This is a genomic window from Shewanella decolorationis (assembly GCF_004354305.1).
Classification (GTDB): domain Bacteria; phylum Pseudomonadota; class Gammaproteobacteria; order Enterobacterales; family Shewanellaceae; genus Shewanella; species Shewanella decolorationis.
Genome location: NZ_CP037898.1, coordinates 4,276,280 through 4,292,733, shown reverse-complemented (window position 1 = coordinate 4,292,733; position 16,454 = coordinate 4,276,280). Strand labels below are relative to the sequence as shown.

At 47.9% G+C, this 16,454-nt stretch carries 15 protein-coding genes, 1 rRNA gene and 1 other annotated feature; of the genes, 12 read left to right on the top strand and 4 right to left on the bottom strand.

The genetic code is table 11. The features are described 5' to 3' along the window. Positions 1–95: 95 nt before the first annotated feature. The 3 genes from EYR25_RS19140 to EYR25_RS19130 all read right to left on the bottom strand — a co-directional run bounded on the left by EYR25_RS19140 (position 96) and on the right by EYR25_RS19130 (position 2,329). A complete protein-coding gene (locus EYR25_RS19140; protein ID WP_133182243.1) occupies positions 96–1,136 on the bottom strand; it encodes an MJ1255/VC2487 family glycosyltransferase in 1,041 nt (346 codons plus the stop codon). 73 nt (positions 1,137–1,209) lie between these two features. Then, entirely contained in the window at positions 1,210–1,722 is a 513-nt protein-coding gene (locus EYR25_RS19135) for a phosphatase PAP2 family protein (RefSeq protein ID WP_133182241.1), read from the bottom strand. 358 nt (positions 1,723–2,080) lie between these two features. After that, positions 2,081–2,329 (bottom strand): YgjV family protein, encoded by a 249-nt coding sequence (locus EYR25_RS19130; RefSeq protein ID WP_023266869.1) that lies wholly within the window; start codon positions 2,327–2,329, stop codon positions 2,081–2,083. Positions 2,330–2,652: 323 nt separating this feature from the next. Here EYR25_RS19130 and rraA point away from each other — a divergent pair, with 323 nt between their 5' ends. The 12 genes from rraA to hemB all read left to right on the top strand — a co-directional run bounded on the left by rraA (position 2,653) and on the right by hemB (position 13,368). Further along, the gene (rraA, locus tag EYR25_RS19125) at positions 2,653–3,138 is read left to right on the top strand and encodes a ribonuclease E activity regulator RraA (RefSeq protein ID WP_011624278.1); all 486 of its coding nucleotides are present in this window, start codon (positions 2,653–2,655) and stop codon (positions 3,136–3,138) included. Between the two features lie 130 nt (positions 3,139–3,268). Next, positions 3,269–4,321, top strand: coding sequence for a formimidoylglutamase (locus tag EYR25_RS19120; protein ID WP_133182239.1), 1,053 nt, complete (start codon positions 3,269–3,271; stop codon positions 4,319–4,321). Between the two features lie 241 nt (positions 4,322–4,562). Further along, entirely contained in the window at positions 4,563–5,318 is a 756-nt protein-coding gene (ubiE, locus tag EYR25_RS19115) for a bifunctional demethylmenaquinone methyltransferase/2-methoxy-6-polyprenyl-1,4-benzoquinol methylase UbiE (protein WP_133182237.1), read from the top strand. Continuing rightward, complete coding sequence (locus tag EYR25_RS19110) at positions 5,318–5,938, top strand: ubiquinone biosynthesis accessory factor UbiJ (protein WP_133182235.1); 621 nt, start codon at positions 5,318–5,320, stop codon at positions 5,936–5,938. The genes ubiE and EYR25_RS19110 overlap by 1 nt, the downstream gene beginning before the upstream one ends. Further along, complete coding sequence (ubiB, locus tag EYR25_RS19105; RefSeq protein ID WP_133182233.1) at positions 5,935–7,584, top strand: ubiquinone biosynthesis regulatory protein kinase UbiB; 1,650 nt, start codon at positions 5,935–5,937, stop codon at positions 7,582–7,584. Before EYR25_RS19110 ends, ubiB begins: the two co-directional genes overlap by 4 nt. A gap of 59 nt (positions 7,585–7,643) precedes the next feature. Then, positions 7,644–7,910, top strand: a complete 267-nt coding sequence (tatA, locus tag EYR25_RS19100) for a Sec-independent protein translocase subunit TatA (RefSeq protein WP_133182231.1) — start codon at positions 7,644–7,646, stop codon at positions 7,908–7,910. Positions 7,911–7,916: 6 nt separating this feature from the next. Next, on the top strand, positions 7,917–8,360 hold the full coding sequence (tatB, locus tag EYR25_RS19095; RefSeq protein WP_133182229.1) for a Sec-independent protein translocase protein TatB: 444 nt from the start codon (positions 7,917–7,919) through the stop codon (positions 8,358–8,360). A gap of 3 nt (positions 8,361–8,363) precedes the next feature. After that, positions 8,364–9,113, top strand: coding sequence for a twin-arginine translocase subunit TatC (gene tatC, locus EYR25_RS19090; protein ID WP_023266862.1), 750 nt, complete (start codon positions 8,364–8,366; stop codon positions 9,111–9,113). Positions 9,114–9,162: 49 nt separating this feature from the next. Then, positions 9,163–9,675 (top strand): hypothetical protein, encoded by a 513-nt coding sequence (locus EYR25_RS19085; RefSeq protein ID WP_133182227.1) that lies wholly within the window; start codon positions 9,163–9,165, stop codon positions 9,673–9,675. Then, positions 9,675–10,478, top strand: coding sequence for a TatD family hydrolase (locus EYR25_RS19080; RefSeq protein WP_133182225.1), 804 nt, complete (start codon positions 9,675–9,677; stop codon positions 10,476–10,478). The genes EYR25_RS19085 and EYR25_RS19080 overlap by 1 nt, the downstream gene beginning before the upstream one ends. Next, positions 10,471–12,348 carry a sensor domain-containing diguanylate cyclase gene (locus EYR25_RS19075; RefSeq protein WP_133182222.1) on the top strand — a complete coding sequence of 626 codons (1,878 nt, stop codon included), beginning with the start codon at positions 10,471–10,473 and terminating at the stop codon, positions 12,346–12,348. Before EYR25_RS19080 ends, EYR25_RS19075 begins: the two co-directional genes overlap by 8 nt. A gap of 9 nt (positions 12,349–12,357) precedes the next feature. Continuing rightward, positions 12,358–13,368 (top strand): porphobilinogen synthase, encoded by a 1,011-nt coding sequence (hemB, locus tag EYR25_RS19070; RefSeq protein WP_133182220.1) that lies wholly within the window; start codon positions 12,358–12,360, stop codon positions 13,366–13,368. Positions 13,369–13,593: 225 nt separating this feature from the next. Here hemB and rrf read toward each other — a convergent pair. Next, a 5S ribosomal RNA gene (gene rrf, locus EYR25_RS19065) occupies positions 13,594–13,709 on the bottom strand. 235 nt (positions 13,710–13,944) lie between these two features. Next, positions 13,945–16,310, bottom strand: a sequence feature (most likely nonfunctional fraction of RNA operon). Positions 16,311–16,454: the final 144 nt, after the last annotated feature.

The window sequence follows — 16,454 nt, the reverse complement described above, 5'->3', positions numbered from 1 at the left end:
TGCTGGGGCTAACAGCAAAATTGGCCAAATTATACGCTAACCCCAAATTTCCAGCTAGAGCCGACGACGCCTTTTATCATCAAGCTTAGCTCGAGTTAGCGCCAGGTGTCGGGCAGCCTCACTTGACTCCAAAGGTCATCGCACAATGGCGCAGTATGTTGCCACTGACCGCTGCAAATCCATTTCACTAAGGCATCGCCCACCTGTGGATAGGCAATTGGATTTGGCGATGCCGCCTTGAGCCAACGTTTAACCACGCCCGTATCCAGACTCATCATACTGTCACCCGCGCCCAATAATTGGAGCGCTGCCACGTTCGACAACTGTTCAAATTGACCAATCAGCGGCTTGACCAACAACTTTTTCCCTAAGGTCAGTGCCTCGCTCGCCAGCTCAAATCCGGCATTACCAATCACACCGCCGCAAGTCGCTAAGTGCTGTTTAAATCCGTCACGGTTAAAACCATGCCATAGAATATGGTCGGCAAGCGGTGCAGTCGGCTGCTTAGCGTGGTACACCAAGAATTGATAATCCGTAAATGGCTTAAAAAATGCGGCGATCGCATCCGCCTCTTCGAAGGGTAAATACACCAAAATTTGATGGGTATGCTCAATGGGACTGGCATCGACTTCGACAAAAGGAGGTAAGATCGGAAAACCAAAATGATGCCAATGACACCCCAGTGCCACATCCACCGGCGCAAAATAATTGAGTAGTAATTCATTAAACCAAGTGCTCCCCAATTTAGGCACAGGGTGCGTTAAGGCCGCTTGATGACTTATCCCAATGGAGGGGACGCCTTGACGCCTCGCCGCCCATGCGGATACGGGTTCAAAATCATTCAGTACAAGGTCGTAGCAACTCAAATCTAGTGCTTGAATATCCTTAAGCAACGATAAGGAGCAATTTTGTCTTACCGTTTGCGGCACATTCACCCGCCCAGAGTGGGTTGCAAAGGTCATTCCCGCCTGTACGCGATACTCCCCAAAACACTCCATATCGAAAAAATGCTCAGGCTTACGCCCTGAAAACAAAAAGTCGACTTGAATATTGTGCTCAATTAAGGCTTTTGCCATCACTCGAGCACGACTTAGGTGGCCATTCCCTGTGCCTTGAACTCCGTAGAGTATTCGCATTACTTATCCTTTAACTGTGAATGAAATATTTGTGAATCAAGGAGATATCCAACGAATAAGCGCCTGATTTGGGTTAAATCACGGGATGCACGAGCAGTACAGCACCCGTGCCTAACAGGGCGCCGGCAACAATATCTGAAGGGTAATGCACCCCAAGTGCGATACGTGAAGCACCAATACAGAGCGCCCACAGGTAGGCAATAGGCGCAACCACGGGATACACCTGCGCCACACTCGTGGCCATGACAAAGGCGGCCGCCGTATGGCCAGAAGGTAGACTGAATCGGTCTGAAGGTTCGAATCCATTCTCAAACCCAACCAAGGCGTGGCAGGGCCGAGTGCGGCGAATGCTATTTTTGAGTAATAAGTACAGTGGCAATTCAATCAAAAAACTCGCTAACAGCAGATTGAATAGGTTCTGTCCTTGGGCGTGTGTCAGCATCAACCCGACGGCAAGATACAAATACACATGCCCATCTCCAGTTGCCGATATCCGCTTCGCCCAGTCATAAACACCGTGACGTTGGCTCAAACCTACAATGCGATAAAACATGCGCTTATCTAAGTCTGTAATGTAACTCAACATAAAACAGGCTCCTTGCTGGCATGCCAGCGAGTATCATGGCGATGTTAATGAGTGCATTCTTTCGACAACCGTTAGCGTCTGCATGTTTCAACTCACTGTCAGACGACTATTTCACGATAGAACCCCACGCTAAACCCTATGGTGACTTAAACAGATATTGCTTAAGTACTCAGTGTTAATATTGAGACTAAGAACTGCCGATGACGGCAAAGTGACATCCGGCCTAAAGTTTTATGACACTAGCGCAGAGGAAATGAATCGCGAGGGATGAAGTAATGACAGCAAAGATTAGGGAAAACGTGCGGGGAGATACAGTGCTGCCCAGTTGCTATAAACGGACAACACTGCCAGAAAACCTTCAAGCGATGGCTTGTTCCAACGCTTTGGCGCGGTAAATTTTCGTCAAATGATAGATATTAATACAGGCTACGAAAGCGTTCATACCTGCAACTGGCCAGGCTGAAATAAATACGCCGTAGATAACAAACAGGGTACATCCGACAAAGTTTAACCATCTTAACCAGATGATGTTCTTCATCATAAGTGAAATTGCCACCATCACTGAGGCAAAATAACCAATAATTTCAATTGTGTTTACAGCTTCCATAGGCACCTCTCGAAGGCCCTCTACCGTCCATAAGCGTACCGGGGGGTCCTTGCCCCTAAAGCAAATTAAGTTAAGTAAGTTAATTTAAACTTGGGATATAATACCAAAACACGCAACAGAGTTGTAATAAAAAACCGTTATTTAATGACCGATATCAAATTTTGAGGACAAACACCTGTTAAGTGACGAAAGTTTACAACAGAAGTGTTAACCTCCAAGTGCAACAATACCGTGATTGATAACACTTTTCTTTTCAGTAATCCCTTTTATACTGGCGTAAACTCGCTAAACTGTACGCAACGCGGATCAATAGGAGTGTAAATATGGAATACAACACCTCAGAACTATGTGACATGTACTTAGATGTCGTAGATGTAGTCGAGCCCATGTTCAGTAACTACGGTGGTTGTAGCTCTTTTGGCGGTTCTATCAGCACAATTAAGTGCTTTGAAGACAACGGCCTAATCACCGAGGTCTTACAAGAAGATGGCCAAGGTAAAGTCTTACTGGTTGACGGTGGTGGCTCATTACGCCGCGCCCTGATCGATGCGTCTATCGCTGAAATCGCAGTCAACAACAACTGGGAAGGCATTATCGTTTACGGTTCAGTACGCGATGTGGATGCTCTGGAAGAATTAGACATCGGCATTCAAGCCCTTGCCTCAATTCCAGTGGGTGCCGATGGCAATTCAGTGGGCGAAGTGGAAATTCCGGTCAACTTTGGCGGCGTGACCTTCCTCCCAGGCGATCATATCTATGCCGATAACACCGGTATTATCCTGTCGCCAGAACCACTCGACATTGAGTAATGACAAATCACCTAACAAGAAAGCCAGCTAAGCTGGCTTTTTTATTGGCTGTTTTTCGCTAAGTCCCATTGAATATTCGTCCTTGGGTACGCCACAATATCCCAGTCCCTATCGATAAGAATACGAATCCATGTCTGAATTTATTCCATTTACTCAAGCCGATATGGCCAGTCTAGTGAGCCCAAGAGCGGGTGAAACCAAAATTGGTCAATGCGTACATTTGGCCAATCACGAACATCCGCTCGAGGCGATACTTGCCACCGCCAAAGCCCACGGTGCGCAATTTGCCATTCTGGGTGTAGGGGAAGATATCGGCCCTCGAGCTAACCTAGGCAGAGGCGGTGCCACCGATGCCTTTACCACCAGCATGCGCCAATGGTTGAATTTACAGTCGAATCGTTTTCTTTCGGGCGCCGAATGCCTGATTTTAGGGCAAGTTCACACGGCGGATCTGCAATTACAGGCGCAGGACGGCGAAGGCGCGAGCCTAAACCATCTTCGCCAAGCGGTTGAACAACTCGATGAACGGGTCATTAGCATCGTTAGCGCCATACAAGCAGCAGGACTTGAACCCATACTGATTGGCGGTGGCCACAACAATGCCTATGGTCTGTTAATGGCGACTTCGGCCCATTATCAACGCCAAGTTGCCGCGGTGAATTTAGATCCCCACAGTGATTTTCGCCTACTCGAAGGGCGCCACAGCGGTAACGGCTTTAGTTATGCCGCCGATCGCGGCGCGCTGGGTTATTACCATGTGCTCGGTTTGCACGAGCTCAAAAACAGCGAGGCTAATTTACAACAGCTATCTGACTTTGGTGGCACTTGGCATAGCCTGCAACAGATCTGGATTCGCCGTGAGGTGAGCCTCGCTGAGGCGCTGCAGGAGATTACCGGCAAACTCAATCATACCGCCCTGCCCGTTGGATTAGAGCTCGATGTCGATGCTATTGCAAAAATGCCCAGCAGCGCCTCAACGGCGGCGGGCATTCCACTGCTGGATGCAGCGCACTATATCAGTTACATCGCCAGCCATTGCCCCTGTGCTTATTTGCACTTGGCCGAAGCCGCGCCGAGTTGCCATGAGGCGGGTATTGAAGCCGGATTTAGGGATGTCGGCCAGAGTATCAGCGAGCTAATCTATGCCTATGTGCAGGCAAGGCGTCATTTTTTAGCCCAATAGCATGTTAAGCTTGCGCCCTTGTGGGCGCTAAGCTATTCACCAAATCCTGATATTGTGGTCTAATGCCAATCCATTTTATCGGGTCGGCGCACTCAACATTGGCCAATGCCAAACGCCTCAAGCCTACGCCTTGAGGAGAGTTTACTAACTCGATCACAGAGTGATAGATCAAAGATTCAGCAAATGCAGGCGATGGCTTACACTCGCCACTAATACTTTGCAAAACAATAGGAATACATTGATGTCTGAGGGTGAATCTAAAAGTACCCACTTTGGTTATAAAACCGTAGAGGCGGATAAAAAGGCCGATCTCGTAGCTGGCGTGTTTCATTCGGTTGCCGCTAAATACGATATCATGAATGACGTTATGTCCTTCGGTATTCACCGTTTTTGGAAGCGTTACACCATTGAAGTCTCTGGTGCTCGCCCTGGCATGAAAGTGCTTGATCTTGCAGGTGGTACTGGCGATTTAACCGCTAAGTTCTCCCATCTGGTGGGTGATAAAGGCGAAGTGGTATTAGCGGATATCAACGATTCTATGCTGAAAGTGGGCCGCACTAAACTGCGTGACCGCGGCATCGTTGGCAATGTGAGCTATGTGCAAGCCAACGCCGAAGCACTGCCCTTCCCCGATAACCACTTCGATATCATCACTATCGCCTTTGGTCTGCGTAACGTGACCGATAAAGACGCGGCGCTGCGTTCAATGAATCGCGTGCTTAAGCCAGGCGGTAAGTTATTAGTGTTGGAGTTTTCTAAGCCGCAACACGAGCTGATGCGCAAAGTCTATGACTTATACAGCTTTAAAGTGCTGCCGAAAATGGGTGAAATCATTACGAAAGACGCCGACAGCTATGAGTATCTAGCCGAGTCGATTCGCATGCACCCAGACCAAGAGACCCTCAAGCAAATGATGGTCGATGCGGGCTTTGAACAGGTCGATTACACCAACATGACCGACGGTATTGTTGCCCTGCACCGCGGTTATAAATTCTAATGATGCCGCAAGAAGTGGTGTTACTTGCCTGCGCCGCCATTGAGACGGGTCTGAAGCAACTTCAGACCCTAGCTGGCGACGCCTATGCACGCCAGCGTGAGTTACATGGCAAAGTCTTTCGCATTCAATTATCACAACTCAGTTGGCCAATTTACTTGGTCTTCGCCAAAGAAATCCAAGTGCTGAGTCGCTATGAAGGCGATGTGGATGTCAGTCTACACGCCGATGCTACAACGCTCTATCGCGTAACTGAAGGTGCAAATCTCACCGAACTTATCAAACAGGATAAGCTCAGCCTCGAAGGTGACCTCAATCTATTACAAAGCTTCAGCCATTATCTGCGTAGCATAGAGTTTGATTTTGCCGAGCCACTGTCGCGTTACTTAGGTGATGGGCCAACCCATAAGCTGCTGAGCACGGGACTGCAGGCCAAAACCTTAGCACTTGAAGTGATGCGTAAGACCCGCTCGCATTTGGGGCAACTCGCTATCGAAGAATATCGCCTTGCACCACACCGGATTGAACTCATTCATTTTCGCGATCAAATGGATGACTTAGTTGACGATACTCGTGCGCTCGAACAACGGATTGCCAAATTAAGAGATCAAATTAAGCCATGACCCTTGCCAGTATCCGCCGCGGTTATCATGTCATTAAAACCCTACTGCAATATGGGTTAGATGAGGTATTACCGCCAAAGATGACCCCTTGGTACTTTAAACTCGCCCGCAATAGCCTGTTTTGGATCCGCAACAAGCACAAAGGTAAATCTGGCGGCGAGCGTTTAAAGCTAGCGATGCAAGAGCTTGGCCCTGTGTATATTAAGCTCGGGCAAATGCTGTCAACCCGCCGAGACTTACTCAGCGATGAATGGGCCAATGAACTTGCCATGTTGCAGGATAAAGTTCCGCCCTTCGATAGCGCCTTGGCGCGTCAAGCGATTGAAGCCGAACTTAAAGCCCCCATCGAGAGCTACTTCGACGACTTTGACGAAACACCTTTAGCCTCAGCCTCGATTTCACAAGTGCATACCGCCACGCTCAAATCCAACGGTAAGGCCGTGGTCTTAAAAGTGCTGCGCCCGAATGTGGAAGCTAAAATTCAAGCCGATCTATTGTTGATGTCGCAAACGGCTAAGGTCATCGATTATCTCCTCGGTGAAGGGAATCGTCTGCGCCCATCAGAGGTGATTGAAGATTACTGCGTGACAATTTTAGGTGAGCTCAATCTTAAGCTTGAGGCCCTCAATGCCATTAAGCTGCGCAATAACTTCCTCGACTCAGACGCGCTCTATATTCCGTATGTTTACGAAGAGTTTTGCTATCCACGTTTAATGGTGATGGAGCGCATTTACGGTATTCCGGTTTCGGATATCGCTGCGCTGAAGGCACAGGGAACTAACTTTAAACTCTTGGCCGAGCGTGGCGTAGAGCTGTTTTTCACCCAAGTGTTCCGCGATAACTTTTTCCATGCCGATATGCATCCAGGGAATATTTTTATCTCCCGCGACCATCCTGAAAATCCTTATTATATCGGCCTAGATTGCGGCATTATGGGCACACTCAGCGAAGTCGATAAGCGCTATTTAGCGGAAAACTTCCTCGCGTTTTTCAACCGTGATTACCACCGTATCGCGCAGCTGTATATCGAGTCGGGTTGGGTATCGGAAAAAACCGATCTACAAGCTTTTGAACAAGCCATCAAGGTCGTTTGCGAACCCATGTTTAACAAGCCCTTGGATGAAATCTCCTTCGGCCATGTTTTATTGGAACTTTTCCGCACCGCACGCCATTTCGATATCGTTGTGCAGCCTCAGCTCGTGCTACTCGAGAAGACATTGCTCTATATCGAAGGCTTAGGACGCCAGCTTTACCCGCAGCTGGATCTCTGGCAAACGGCGAAACCCTTTTTAGAGCAATGGATGGCCGAGCAAGTGGGTCCTAAGGCCATGTTTAAAAAGGTATCCACAAAACTGCCATATTGGTCTGATAAGCTTCCAGAATTCCCTGAGCTAATCTACGACAACCTTAAATTAGGCAGGAAATTGCTGAGTTCTCAGCAACAAATGCTAGATAAGTATCTGAAATATCAGCAGCAAGCACATAAGAGTAATTACTTACTCATCACTTCTGCAATTTTATTGATCTGCGGCACGTTATTGTTCAATCAAGACGCTACACTGTTGAGTCCTTATTTGTGCCTGATTTCAGGCGCAGTATTGTGGATTATCGGATGGCGATCTAGGCCAAAGAATCGTAAATTTTAGCTAGCACTAATTAATCAGAGGTTCATAATAGAACCGTTTTCAATTAAGAGGATACCTTCATGGGTGGCATTAGTATTTGGCAACTTCTTATCATCGCGTTAATCGTTGTCTTATTGTTTGGAACAAAGAAATTACGCTCTTTGGGTGGTGATTTAGGTGGTGCTGTTAAGGGCTTTAAAAACGCTATGTCTTCAGACGAAGATAAAAAAGCGTTAGAAGATGCTGAAGCAGCAAAATCAGTGCAAACTGCGCAAACAGTGCAAAATGCGCAACCAACTCAACAGGCGACTGAAAAGAAACCTGAGTCTAACAAAGAACAGGCGTAACTCTTTATGTTTGACGGTATCGGCTTTATGGAGCTGCTGCTGATCGGTGTTTTGGGGCTTGTGGTACTTGGCCCCGAACGTCTACCGGTTGCAGTACGTTCAGTAACCAGTTGGATCCGCGCGATGAAGCGCATGGCCAACTCAGTCAAAGAAGAACTTGAGCAAGAGCTAAAGATCGAGCAGTTGCACGCCGACCTCAAAAAAGCAGAGAGTAAAGGTCTATCGAACCTCTCACCCGAACTGCAAGAGTCGATCGAGCAGTTGAAGCAAGCTGCGCAGTCTGTGAATCGTCCTTACCAAGTGCAAGATATTCCCACACAGGACAACCAGATACACAATCCTGCGAGCCAAACTGTTTCTACAGAGGCAAGTCCTTCGGCTTCCTCCGCCCCTACTAGCGAATCTCATCAGGGCGAGGATACCCGTTCTAACCCGAAAGCTAACGGATAATTCATGTCGCAACAGCAGCCACTTATCAGCCATTTGCTTGAACTCAGGTCCAAGCTGCTTAAATCCATTGCCAGTGTGTTAATTGTGTTCATTTGTAGCGTGTATTGGGCAAATGATATTTACCACTACATGGCAATCCCTTTAATGCAGTCTTTGCCCTTAGGTGGCAGCATGATTGCGACCGATGTCGCCGCGCCTTTCTTCGCCCCTTTCAAACTGACGTTAGTCCTGTCATTTTTTGTGGCAGTTCCCTATGTGCTCTATCAAATTTGGTCTTTTGTTGCACCTGGTTTGTATAAGCATGAAAAACGCTTAGTTATGCCGCTACTTTTTAGCAGCACTGTATTGTTTTATTTAGGGATTGCCTTTGCGTATTACATTGTATTCCCAGTGGTGTTTGGCTTCTTTGCCAATACAGCTCCCGAGGGCGTGCAGGTAGCAACCGATATCAGCAGTTACCTTGATTTTGTACTGAAATTATTTTTTGCATTCGGCTTATCCTTTGAGATCCCTATTGCCGTAGTCCTGCTGTGCTGGGCGGGCGTAACTACTCCAGAAGATCTTAAGCAAAAACGCCCTTATATCATTGTCGGCGCATTCGTGGTCGGTATGCTGTTAACACCACCGGATGTTATCTCCCAGACTATGCTTGCCGTACCAATGCTGTTATTGTTCGAAGGCGGATTATTTGCGGCTCGTTTTTACAGTAAACCTGATGACGAGTCCGACGAAGAAGAATCAACGAACGACTAATGCCTTAATCGGCATTAGAGGAAAATAATAATAAGGGAAGGACAAGTTTATGCGTTTAAGTTTTCTAGCTATGGCTCTGATACTGGTATCGGCACAAACCTATGCGAGTACTGAACAACAATTAACAGAGTGTTCAGTGATACCTGATAAATTAGACCGCTTGATCTGTTACGATAATTTAGCAGCAAGCATTCAAGGAGCCAATGCTGAGACATCAGTTAAAGCAATAGCACCAGTGGCTGTCGCAGTTCCAACCTCTGCAGCAGTATCCACCACAGTAGCCTCAACAGCTAAAGTCGAAAATGATTTTGGAATTGCACCGAAACCTGTGCAAGAAGATGTTGTTGACAAAATTTATCTCAATGTGGAGTCAATAGCAGAAGATGCCTACGGCGCTTTAAAAGTTACCTTTACCAATGGCCAAGTTTGGAAACAAACCGAAAACCGTAAATTCAACTTAAAAGTCGGTGAAAAGGTATTTATTGAAAAAGCCGCGCTTGGCTCTTTCTTAATGGGCACAGAAAGTCGTAATGCTAAGGTGAGGGTAAAGCGCCTAAAATAATGTCATCTTATATAGATATCGCTGTCAACTTGCTTGGCAGCGCACTCGAACCAGACATAGCGCAAATCGTACAAGCAGCGGCGGACCAAGGGGTTTCGCCGTTAATTGTTATTGGCAGCGATTTAACTGAAAGCGCTGCCGCCATTCAATTATGCCAACAGTATCCTAACCAGCTTTATTGCACCGCAGGCGTACATCCCCACCATGCTAGTGAATGGCAAGCAGGCTCCAAACAGATACAAACTAAGCTTTGCCAAGCGCCACAAGTGGTTGCTGTCGGCGAATGTGGACTAGACTACAACCGGGACTTCTCCCCTCGCCCGGCCCAGCGCCAAGCGTTTATCGACCAACTCGAGCTCGCAATTGAACTCAAAAAACCGGTACTCATGCATGAGCGAGATGCCCACGTTGATTTTTTGAGTATTGTTACAGAATACCGCCCCCATCTCAGCGGCGCATTATTGCACTGCTTTACTGGCACACGTGCTCAGATGGAAGCCTATATCGAGCTCGATCTACATTTAGGCATTACAGGATGGGTATGTGATGAAAGACGCGGCCAGGAACTTGCCGAGCTCGTTCCATTTATTCCGAAAGAGCGTTTATTGATTGAGACGGACAGCCCTTACCTGCTGCCACGCAGTATGCGGCCCAAACCTAAGTCCAGTAAAAATAAACCCGAGTACTTGCCCTATATTGCGCAATATATTGCTAATTTGCGGGGTGAAAATGCGGCTGAATTTGCCAAACAGTGCTATCAAAATAGCCTAGCCTTTTTTAATTTGAGTCAAGCGAATGGCTAAGCTCGTCAGTTTATTGGTATTGTTACTCGGAATGCTCATATCATTTGGCAGCTTTGCCAATACGATGAGCATTGATGAGCACACGCCTACACCACTTAACCTAACCCCGTGGTTGATGGTGACGCACTCCAATCCCAATAGTCAGCTAGACGATATTCAAGCCCTACCCAAGACTCAATGGCACAAGTTTACCAGTGGTGATATTCAACGCCTTAGCCAACATGATTTTTGGCTTCGCGTAAATCTGACGAGTAGAGATGAGAGTCTTGCGCGCATTCTCGCCCTCGATAATCCCTTGCTCGATAAAATCACTCTTTATCATGTTGTGGATAATCAACTCAATAACACCACATTTATGGGAGATACGTTCCCGTACAAGCAACGTCCACTACTGAGTAATATTTTTCTATACCCTTTTAAAATAAATGCTAATGAGCAGCATACCTTTTATCTGCATATAGAGACTGAAGGTAATGCCGCCATCCCCCTCAATCTATGGTCCGCTAATGATTTAGCTCAAATTGCCGAATCGACTGCCGTTGAACATGGCTTTCAGCTCGGCGTGCTCGCCGCGATAGGGATTTTCAGTCTATTTATCGCCTTGGCCTCAGGTTCATTCAGCTATAGCTATTACTCAGGTTATGTCCTGTGCATGACGCTATTAGTGGCCACGATCAATGGCTATGCATTCCGTTTTCTCTGGCCAAATTGGCCTGCATTACAGCAACTGATGGTTCCCGTGCTGTTACCTCTGGTGATGGCCTTTGCCTTAATGTTCACCGAGAAAATCCTGCAACTGAAATACTATAACCGTCGTATGTTATTGATATGTCGTTATAGTGCTGTTTACATACTTTTGGTCGGCTTATTCGTGCCTTTTATCCGCTATGGTACAGCACTTTATATCGAGATTATTTCTGTAGCGATACTCAGTATTATTTTGATGGTACTTGCGGTTGTCCAAGCGTTTAACGGTCAAAAACTGGCAAAGCTCTATACCATAGGCTGGGTGAGTATGCTTACCGGCGCCTGCATCAGCAGCCTCCTCTATTTGAGTGTTATCGAGTTCAATATCAAGCCGCAAACACCGGTGATGCTTGGGCTCACCTTCGAAATCATTTTTATGTCGCTGGTACTCGCCATCCGCTATAACGATGAGCGTAAATCTAAGCTCCGCATTCAACAGGAGGCCCTCAAGCAAGCACAAAAGATCCGTAGTGCCCGTGAGGAAGCCTTAAAAGTGGAAGCGGAAACCAATGAAAGACTCGAACAGATGGTGCAGGAGCGCACATTAGAACTTGAGATCACCCTGCGCGAATTGCATGAAGTTAACCAAAAACTTACCGAACAGAGCACTATCGATAGCTTAACCGGTGTGAAAAACCGCAGCGCCTTCGATAAACGACTGCTAGCCGAAAGTAGAATCAGCCGTCGCCAAGAGACCCCCATCGCCTTACTGATGCTTGATATCGACCGCTTTAAATCGATTAACGATCAATTCGGCCACCTAGCTGGGGATCAGGCCTTAAAAGTGATAGCGACAACCTTGCAGCAACATTTAAAACGACCAACCGATCTAGTATCACGTTTTGGTGGTGAAGAATTTGCTATTATTCTCCCCAATACGACTGCGGACGGCGCCATTCAAGTCGCTGAAAGCATAAGAGATGCAGTGACTAGCATCGGCCTAGAATGGGAAGGAAAGCCCATTCCCTTGACCGTGAGTATCGGTGTCAGTGCCGACGTGATCAGTAACGACCAACACAGTACCGAATTATTAGAGCAAGCCGACAAGGCGCTCTATCAGGCAAAAAATAGCGGACGCAATCAAGTCAAATTGTATGCGCCAGCACAAACAGAACCTACTTAGGAGTCTAATGTGAACATCATTACCAGTGCCTTCCCTCAGCGCAGAATGCGCCGCATGCGTAAACATGACTTTAGCCGTCGTCTGATGGCTGAAAACCATCTAACAGTCAATGATTTGATCTATCCCATGTTTGTGCTTGAAGGCACCAATCGCAGTGAAAAAGTTGCCTCTATGCCAGGGGTTGAGCGCTACTCTATCGACTTACTGTTAAAAGAAGCCGAAGAGCTAGTCGAACTCGGTATTCCGTTAATTGCCCTGTTCCCTGTTACGCCAGCAGAGAAGAAATCGCTGATGGCAGAAGAAGCCTACAATGCCGAAGCTTTAGTGCAACACGCCGTACGTGAACTGAAAAAGGCCTTCCCACAGCTGGGTATCATGACTGACGTAGCCTTAGATCCTTTCACCACCCACGGCCAAGACGGCATTATCGATGAAACAGGCTACATCCTGAATGACATCACCACAGAGATCTTAGTGAAACAAGCCCTATCCCACGCCGAAGCGGGCGCAGATATTGTTGCCCCATCGGACATGATGGATGGTCGTATTGGTGCGATTCGCCAAGCGCTGGAAGCCGCAGGCCATGTAAACACTCAAATCATGGCCTATTCAGCCAAATACTCCTCAAGCTACTACGGCCCATTCCGCGATGCCGTCGGCTCAGCAGGCAACCTAAAAGGTGGCAATAAGCATAGCTATCAAATGGATCCGGCCAATAGCGATGAAGCTCTGCATGAAGTTGCGCTAGATATCCAAGAAGGCGCAGATATGGTAATGGTGAAACCCGGTATGCCTTACCTAGATATCGTTCACCGCGTAAAAACCGAATTAGCAGTGCCCACTTTCGCATACCAAGTGAGTGGCGAATATGCCATGCATATGGCGGCCATTCAAAATGGTTGGTTAGCGGAAAAGGCCATCGTCATGGAATCGCTACTATGCTTCAAACGCGCTGGCGCCGATGGCATCCTAACCTACTTTGCCAAACGTGCAGCACAGTGGCTAAAAGAAGCTAAATAATCGGGCTTAGAAACCAATTCTAAGCATAAAGGGCAGCCATACGCTGCCCTTTTTATTGGCTCGAATAAAGCTCTTGAAACTACTGCTTTATCGTTCAAAACGATAAGCAGACAATGAATATGGTCATCGCAGAGGCGAATAAAAGGAAGGAATAGAACGTTGAAATGGCAAACGCCAAAAGCAAAAAAGCCAGCTTATTCAGCTGGCTTCATTGTTTAATTAGGCGCTTGGCGATGACCTACTCTCACATGGGGAGACCCCACACTACCATCGGCGCGATTGCGTTTCACTTCTGAGTTCGGGATGGGTTCAGGTGGGACCACAATGCTATTGTCACCAAGCAAAAAATTGTCTGGAACAATTTTTAACGCGCTTTAGCGCGGCCCGTTAGGGTCAACTACAGGGAGGTAGTTGATAAATTCTTATTCCAGTAAATTNGGAAAGCTGGTTTGAGTTGCACTTCTTAAGTGTTCATATTCAAGCTAAGTACTGTACGACCTCCAGGGAAGGAGGAAGTACTGGAAAATGTCTGGAACATTTTCAGTAAAACCCATCTGGGTTGTATGGTTAAGCCTCTCGAGTCATTAGTATCAGTTAGCTCAACGCCTCACAACGCTTACACACCTGACCTATCAACGTCCTAGTCTCGAACGGCTCTTTAGTGGACTTAAAGTCCAAGGGATGACTCATCTTGGGGCTCGCTTCCCGCTTAGATGCTTTCAGCGGTTATCGATTCCGAACATAGCTACCGGGCAATGCCATTGGCATGACAACCCGAACACCAGCGGTTCGTTCACTCCGGTCCTCTCGTACTAGGAGCAACTCCCCTCAATCATCCAACGCCCACGGCAGATAGGGACCGAACTGTCTCACGACGTTCTGAACCCAGCTCGCGTACCACTTTAAATGGCGAACAGCCATACCCTTGGGACCGACTTCAGCCCCAGGATGTGATGAGCCGACATCGAGGTGCCAAACACCGCCGTCGATATGAACTCTTGGGCGGTATCAGCCTGTTATCCCCGGAGTACCTTTTATCCGTTGAGCGATGGCCCTTCCATTCAGAACCACCGGATCACTATGACCTACTTTCGTACCTGCTCGACGTGTCTGTCTCGCAGTTAAGCTGGCTTATGCCATTGCACTAACCGTACGATGTCCGACCGTACTTAGCCAACCTTCGTGCTCCTCCGTTACTCTTTGGGAGGAGACCGCCCCAGTCAAACTACCCACCAGGCACTGTCCTTAACCCCGATTAGGGGCCCAAGTTAGAACATCAACACTACAAGGGTGGTATTTCAAGGACGACTCCACGAGAACTAGCGTTCCCGCTTCAAAGTCTCCCACCTATCCTACACATGTAGGGTCAATGTTCAGTGCCAAGCTATAGTAAAGGTTCACGGGGTCTTTCCGTCTAGCCGCGGGTATACGGCATCTTCACCGCAATTTCAACTTCACTGAGTCTCGGCTGGAGACAGCGTGGCCATCATTACGCCATTCGTGCAGGTCGGAACTTACCCGACAAGGAATTTCGCTACCTTAGGACCGTTATAGTTACGGCCGCCGTTTACCGGGGCTTCGATCATGAGCTTCTCTTGCGATAACCCAATCAATTAACCTTCCGGCACCGGGCAGGCGTCACACCGTATACTTCCTCTTGCGAGTTTGCACAGTGCTGTGTTTTTGATAAACAGTTGCAGCCACCTGGTATCTGCGACTGCCGTCAGCTTAGGGAGCAAGTCCCATCACCAACAGCAGCGTACCTTCTCCCGAAGTTACGGTACCATTTTGCCTAGTTCCTTCAGCCGAGTTCTCTCAAGCGCCTTGGTATTCTCTACCCGACCACCTGTGTCGGTTTGGGGTACGATTCCCGCTAACCTGAAGCTTAGAAGATTTTCCTGGAAGCATGGCATCAACTACTTCATCCCCTTGGGGACTCGTCATCAGCTCTCAGTGTATAGTGACCCGGATTTGCCTAAGTCACCCACCTACCACCTTAAACGCGGACTACCAACGCCGCGCTAGCCTAGCCTTCTCCGTCTCTCCATCGCAGTTAGCGGAAGTACAGAAATATTAATCTGTTTCCCATCGACTACGCCTTTCGGCCTCGCCTTAGGGGTCGACTCACCCTGCCCCGATTAACGTTGGACAGGAACCCTTGGTCTTTCGGCGAGGGGGTTTTTCACCCCCTTTATCGTTACTCATGTCAGCATTCGCACTTCTGATACCTCCAGTGTGGGTTACCCCTTCACCTTCAACGGCTTACAGAACGCTCCTCTACCGCGCAACTCTAATGAATTGCACCCGTAGCTTCGGTGGTATGTTTAGCCCCGTTACATCTTCCGCGCAGGCCGACTCGACTAGTGAGCTATTACGCTTTCTTTAAATGATGGCTGCTTCTAAGCCAACATCCTAGCTGTCTAAGCCTTCCCACATCGTTTCCCACTTAACATACACTTTGGGACCTTAGCTGACGGTCTGGGTTGTTTCCCTTTTGACGACGGACGTTAGCACCCGCCGTCTGTCTCCCGGATAGCACTCTTTGGTATTCGGAGTTTGCAAAGGGTTGGTAAGTCGGGATGACCCCCTAGCCTTAACAGTGCTCTACCCCCAAAGGTGTTCGTCCGAGGCGCTACCTAAATAGCTTTCGAGGAGAACCAGATATCTCCCGGTTTGATTGGCCTTTCACCCCCAGCCACAAGTCATCCGCTAATTTTTCAACATTAGTCGGTTCGGTCCTCCAGTTGATGTTACTCAACCTTCAACCTGCCCATGGCTAGATCACCGGGTTTCGGGTCTACGCCTTGCAACTAAACGCGCAGTTAACACTCGGTTTCCCTACGGCTCCGCTATTCGCTTAACCTCGCTACAAAACGTAAGTCGCTGACCCATTATACAAAAGGTACGCAGTCACGGTCTCAAGTACCGCTCCCACTGCTTGTACGTATACGGTTTCAGGTTCTATTTCACTCCCCTCACAGGGGTTCTTTTCGCCTTTCCCTCACGGTACTGGTTCACTATCGGTCAGTCAGGAGTATTTAGCCTTGGAGGATGGTCCCCCCATATTCAAACAGGATATCACGTGT

Bases quoted from the DNA above. Each gene is read 5' to 3' on its own strand.
- EYR25_RS19110 (WP_133182235.1), top strand. From the start codon at position 5,318: ATGATGCCGCAAGAAGTGGTGTTACTTGCCTGCGCCGCCATTGAGACG.
- ubiB (WP_133182233.1), top strand. From the start codon at position 5,935: ATGACCCTTGCCAGTATCCGCCGCGGTTATCATGTCATTAAAACCCTA.
- ubiE (WP_133182237.1), top strand. From the start codon at position 4,563: ATGTCTGAGGGTGAATCTAAAAGTACCCACTTTGGTTATAAAACCGTA.
- tatB (WP_133182229.1), top strand. From the start codon at position 7,917: ATGTTTGACGGTATCGGCTTTATGGAGCTGCTGCTGATCGGTGTTTTG.
- tatC (WP_023266862.1), top strand. From the start codon at position 8,364: ATGTCGCAACAGCAGCCACTTATCAGCCATTTGCTTGAACTCAGGTCC.
- EYR25_RS19075 (WP_133182222.1), top strand. From the start codon at position 10,471: ATGGCTAAGCTCGTCAGTTTATTGGTATTGTTACTCGGAATGCTCATA.
- EYR25_RS19140 (WP_133182243.1), bottom strand. From the start codon at position 1,136: ATGCGAATACTCTACGGAGTTCAAGGCACAGGGAATGGCCACCTAAGT.
- tatA (WP_133182231.1), top strand. From the start codon at position 7,644: ATGGGTGGCATTAGTATTTGGCAACTTCTTATCATCGCGTTAATCGTT.
- rraA (WP_011624278.1), top strand. From the start codon at position 2,653: ATGGAATACAACACCTCAGAACTATGTGACATGTACTTAGATGTCGTA.
- EYR25_RS19085 (WP_133182227.1), top strand. From the start codon at position 9,163: ATGCGTTTAAGTTTTCTAGCTATGGCTCTGATACTGGTATCGGCACAA.
- EYR25_RS19120 (WP_133182239.1), top strand. From the start codon at position 3,269: ATGTCTGAATTTATTCCATTTACTCAAGCCGATATGGCCAGTCTAGTG.
- EYR25_RS19080 (WP_133182225.1), top strand. From the start codon at position 9,675: ATGTCATCTTATATAGATATCGCTGTCAACTTGCTTGGCAGCGCACTC.
- EYR25_RS19135 (WP_133182241.1), bottom strand. From the start codon at position 1,722: ATGTTGAGTTACATTACAGACTTAGATAAGCGCATGTTTTATCGCATT.
- EYR25_RS19130 (WP_023266869.1), bottom strand. From the start codon at position 2,329: ATGGAAGCTGTAAACACAATTGAAATTATTGGTTATTTTGCCTCAGTG.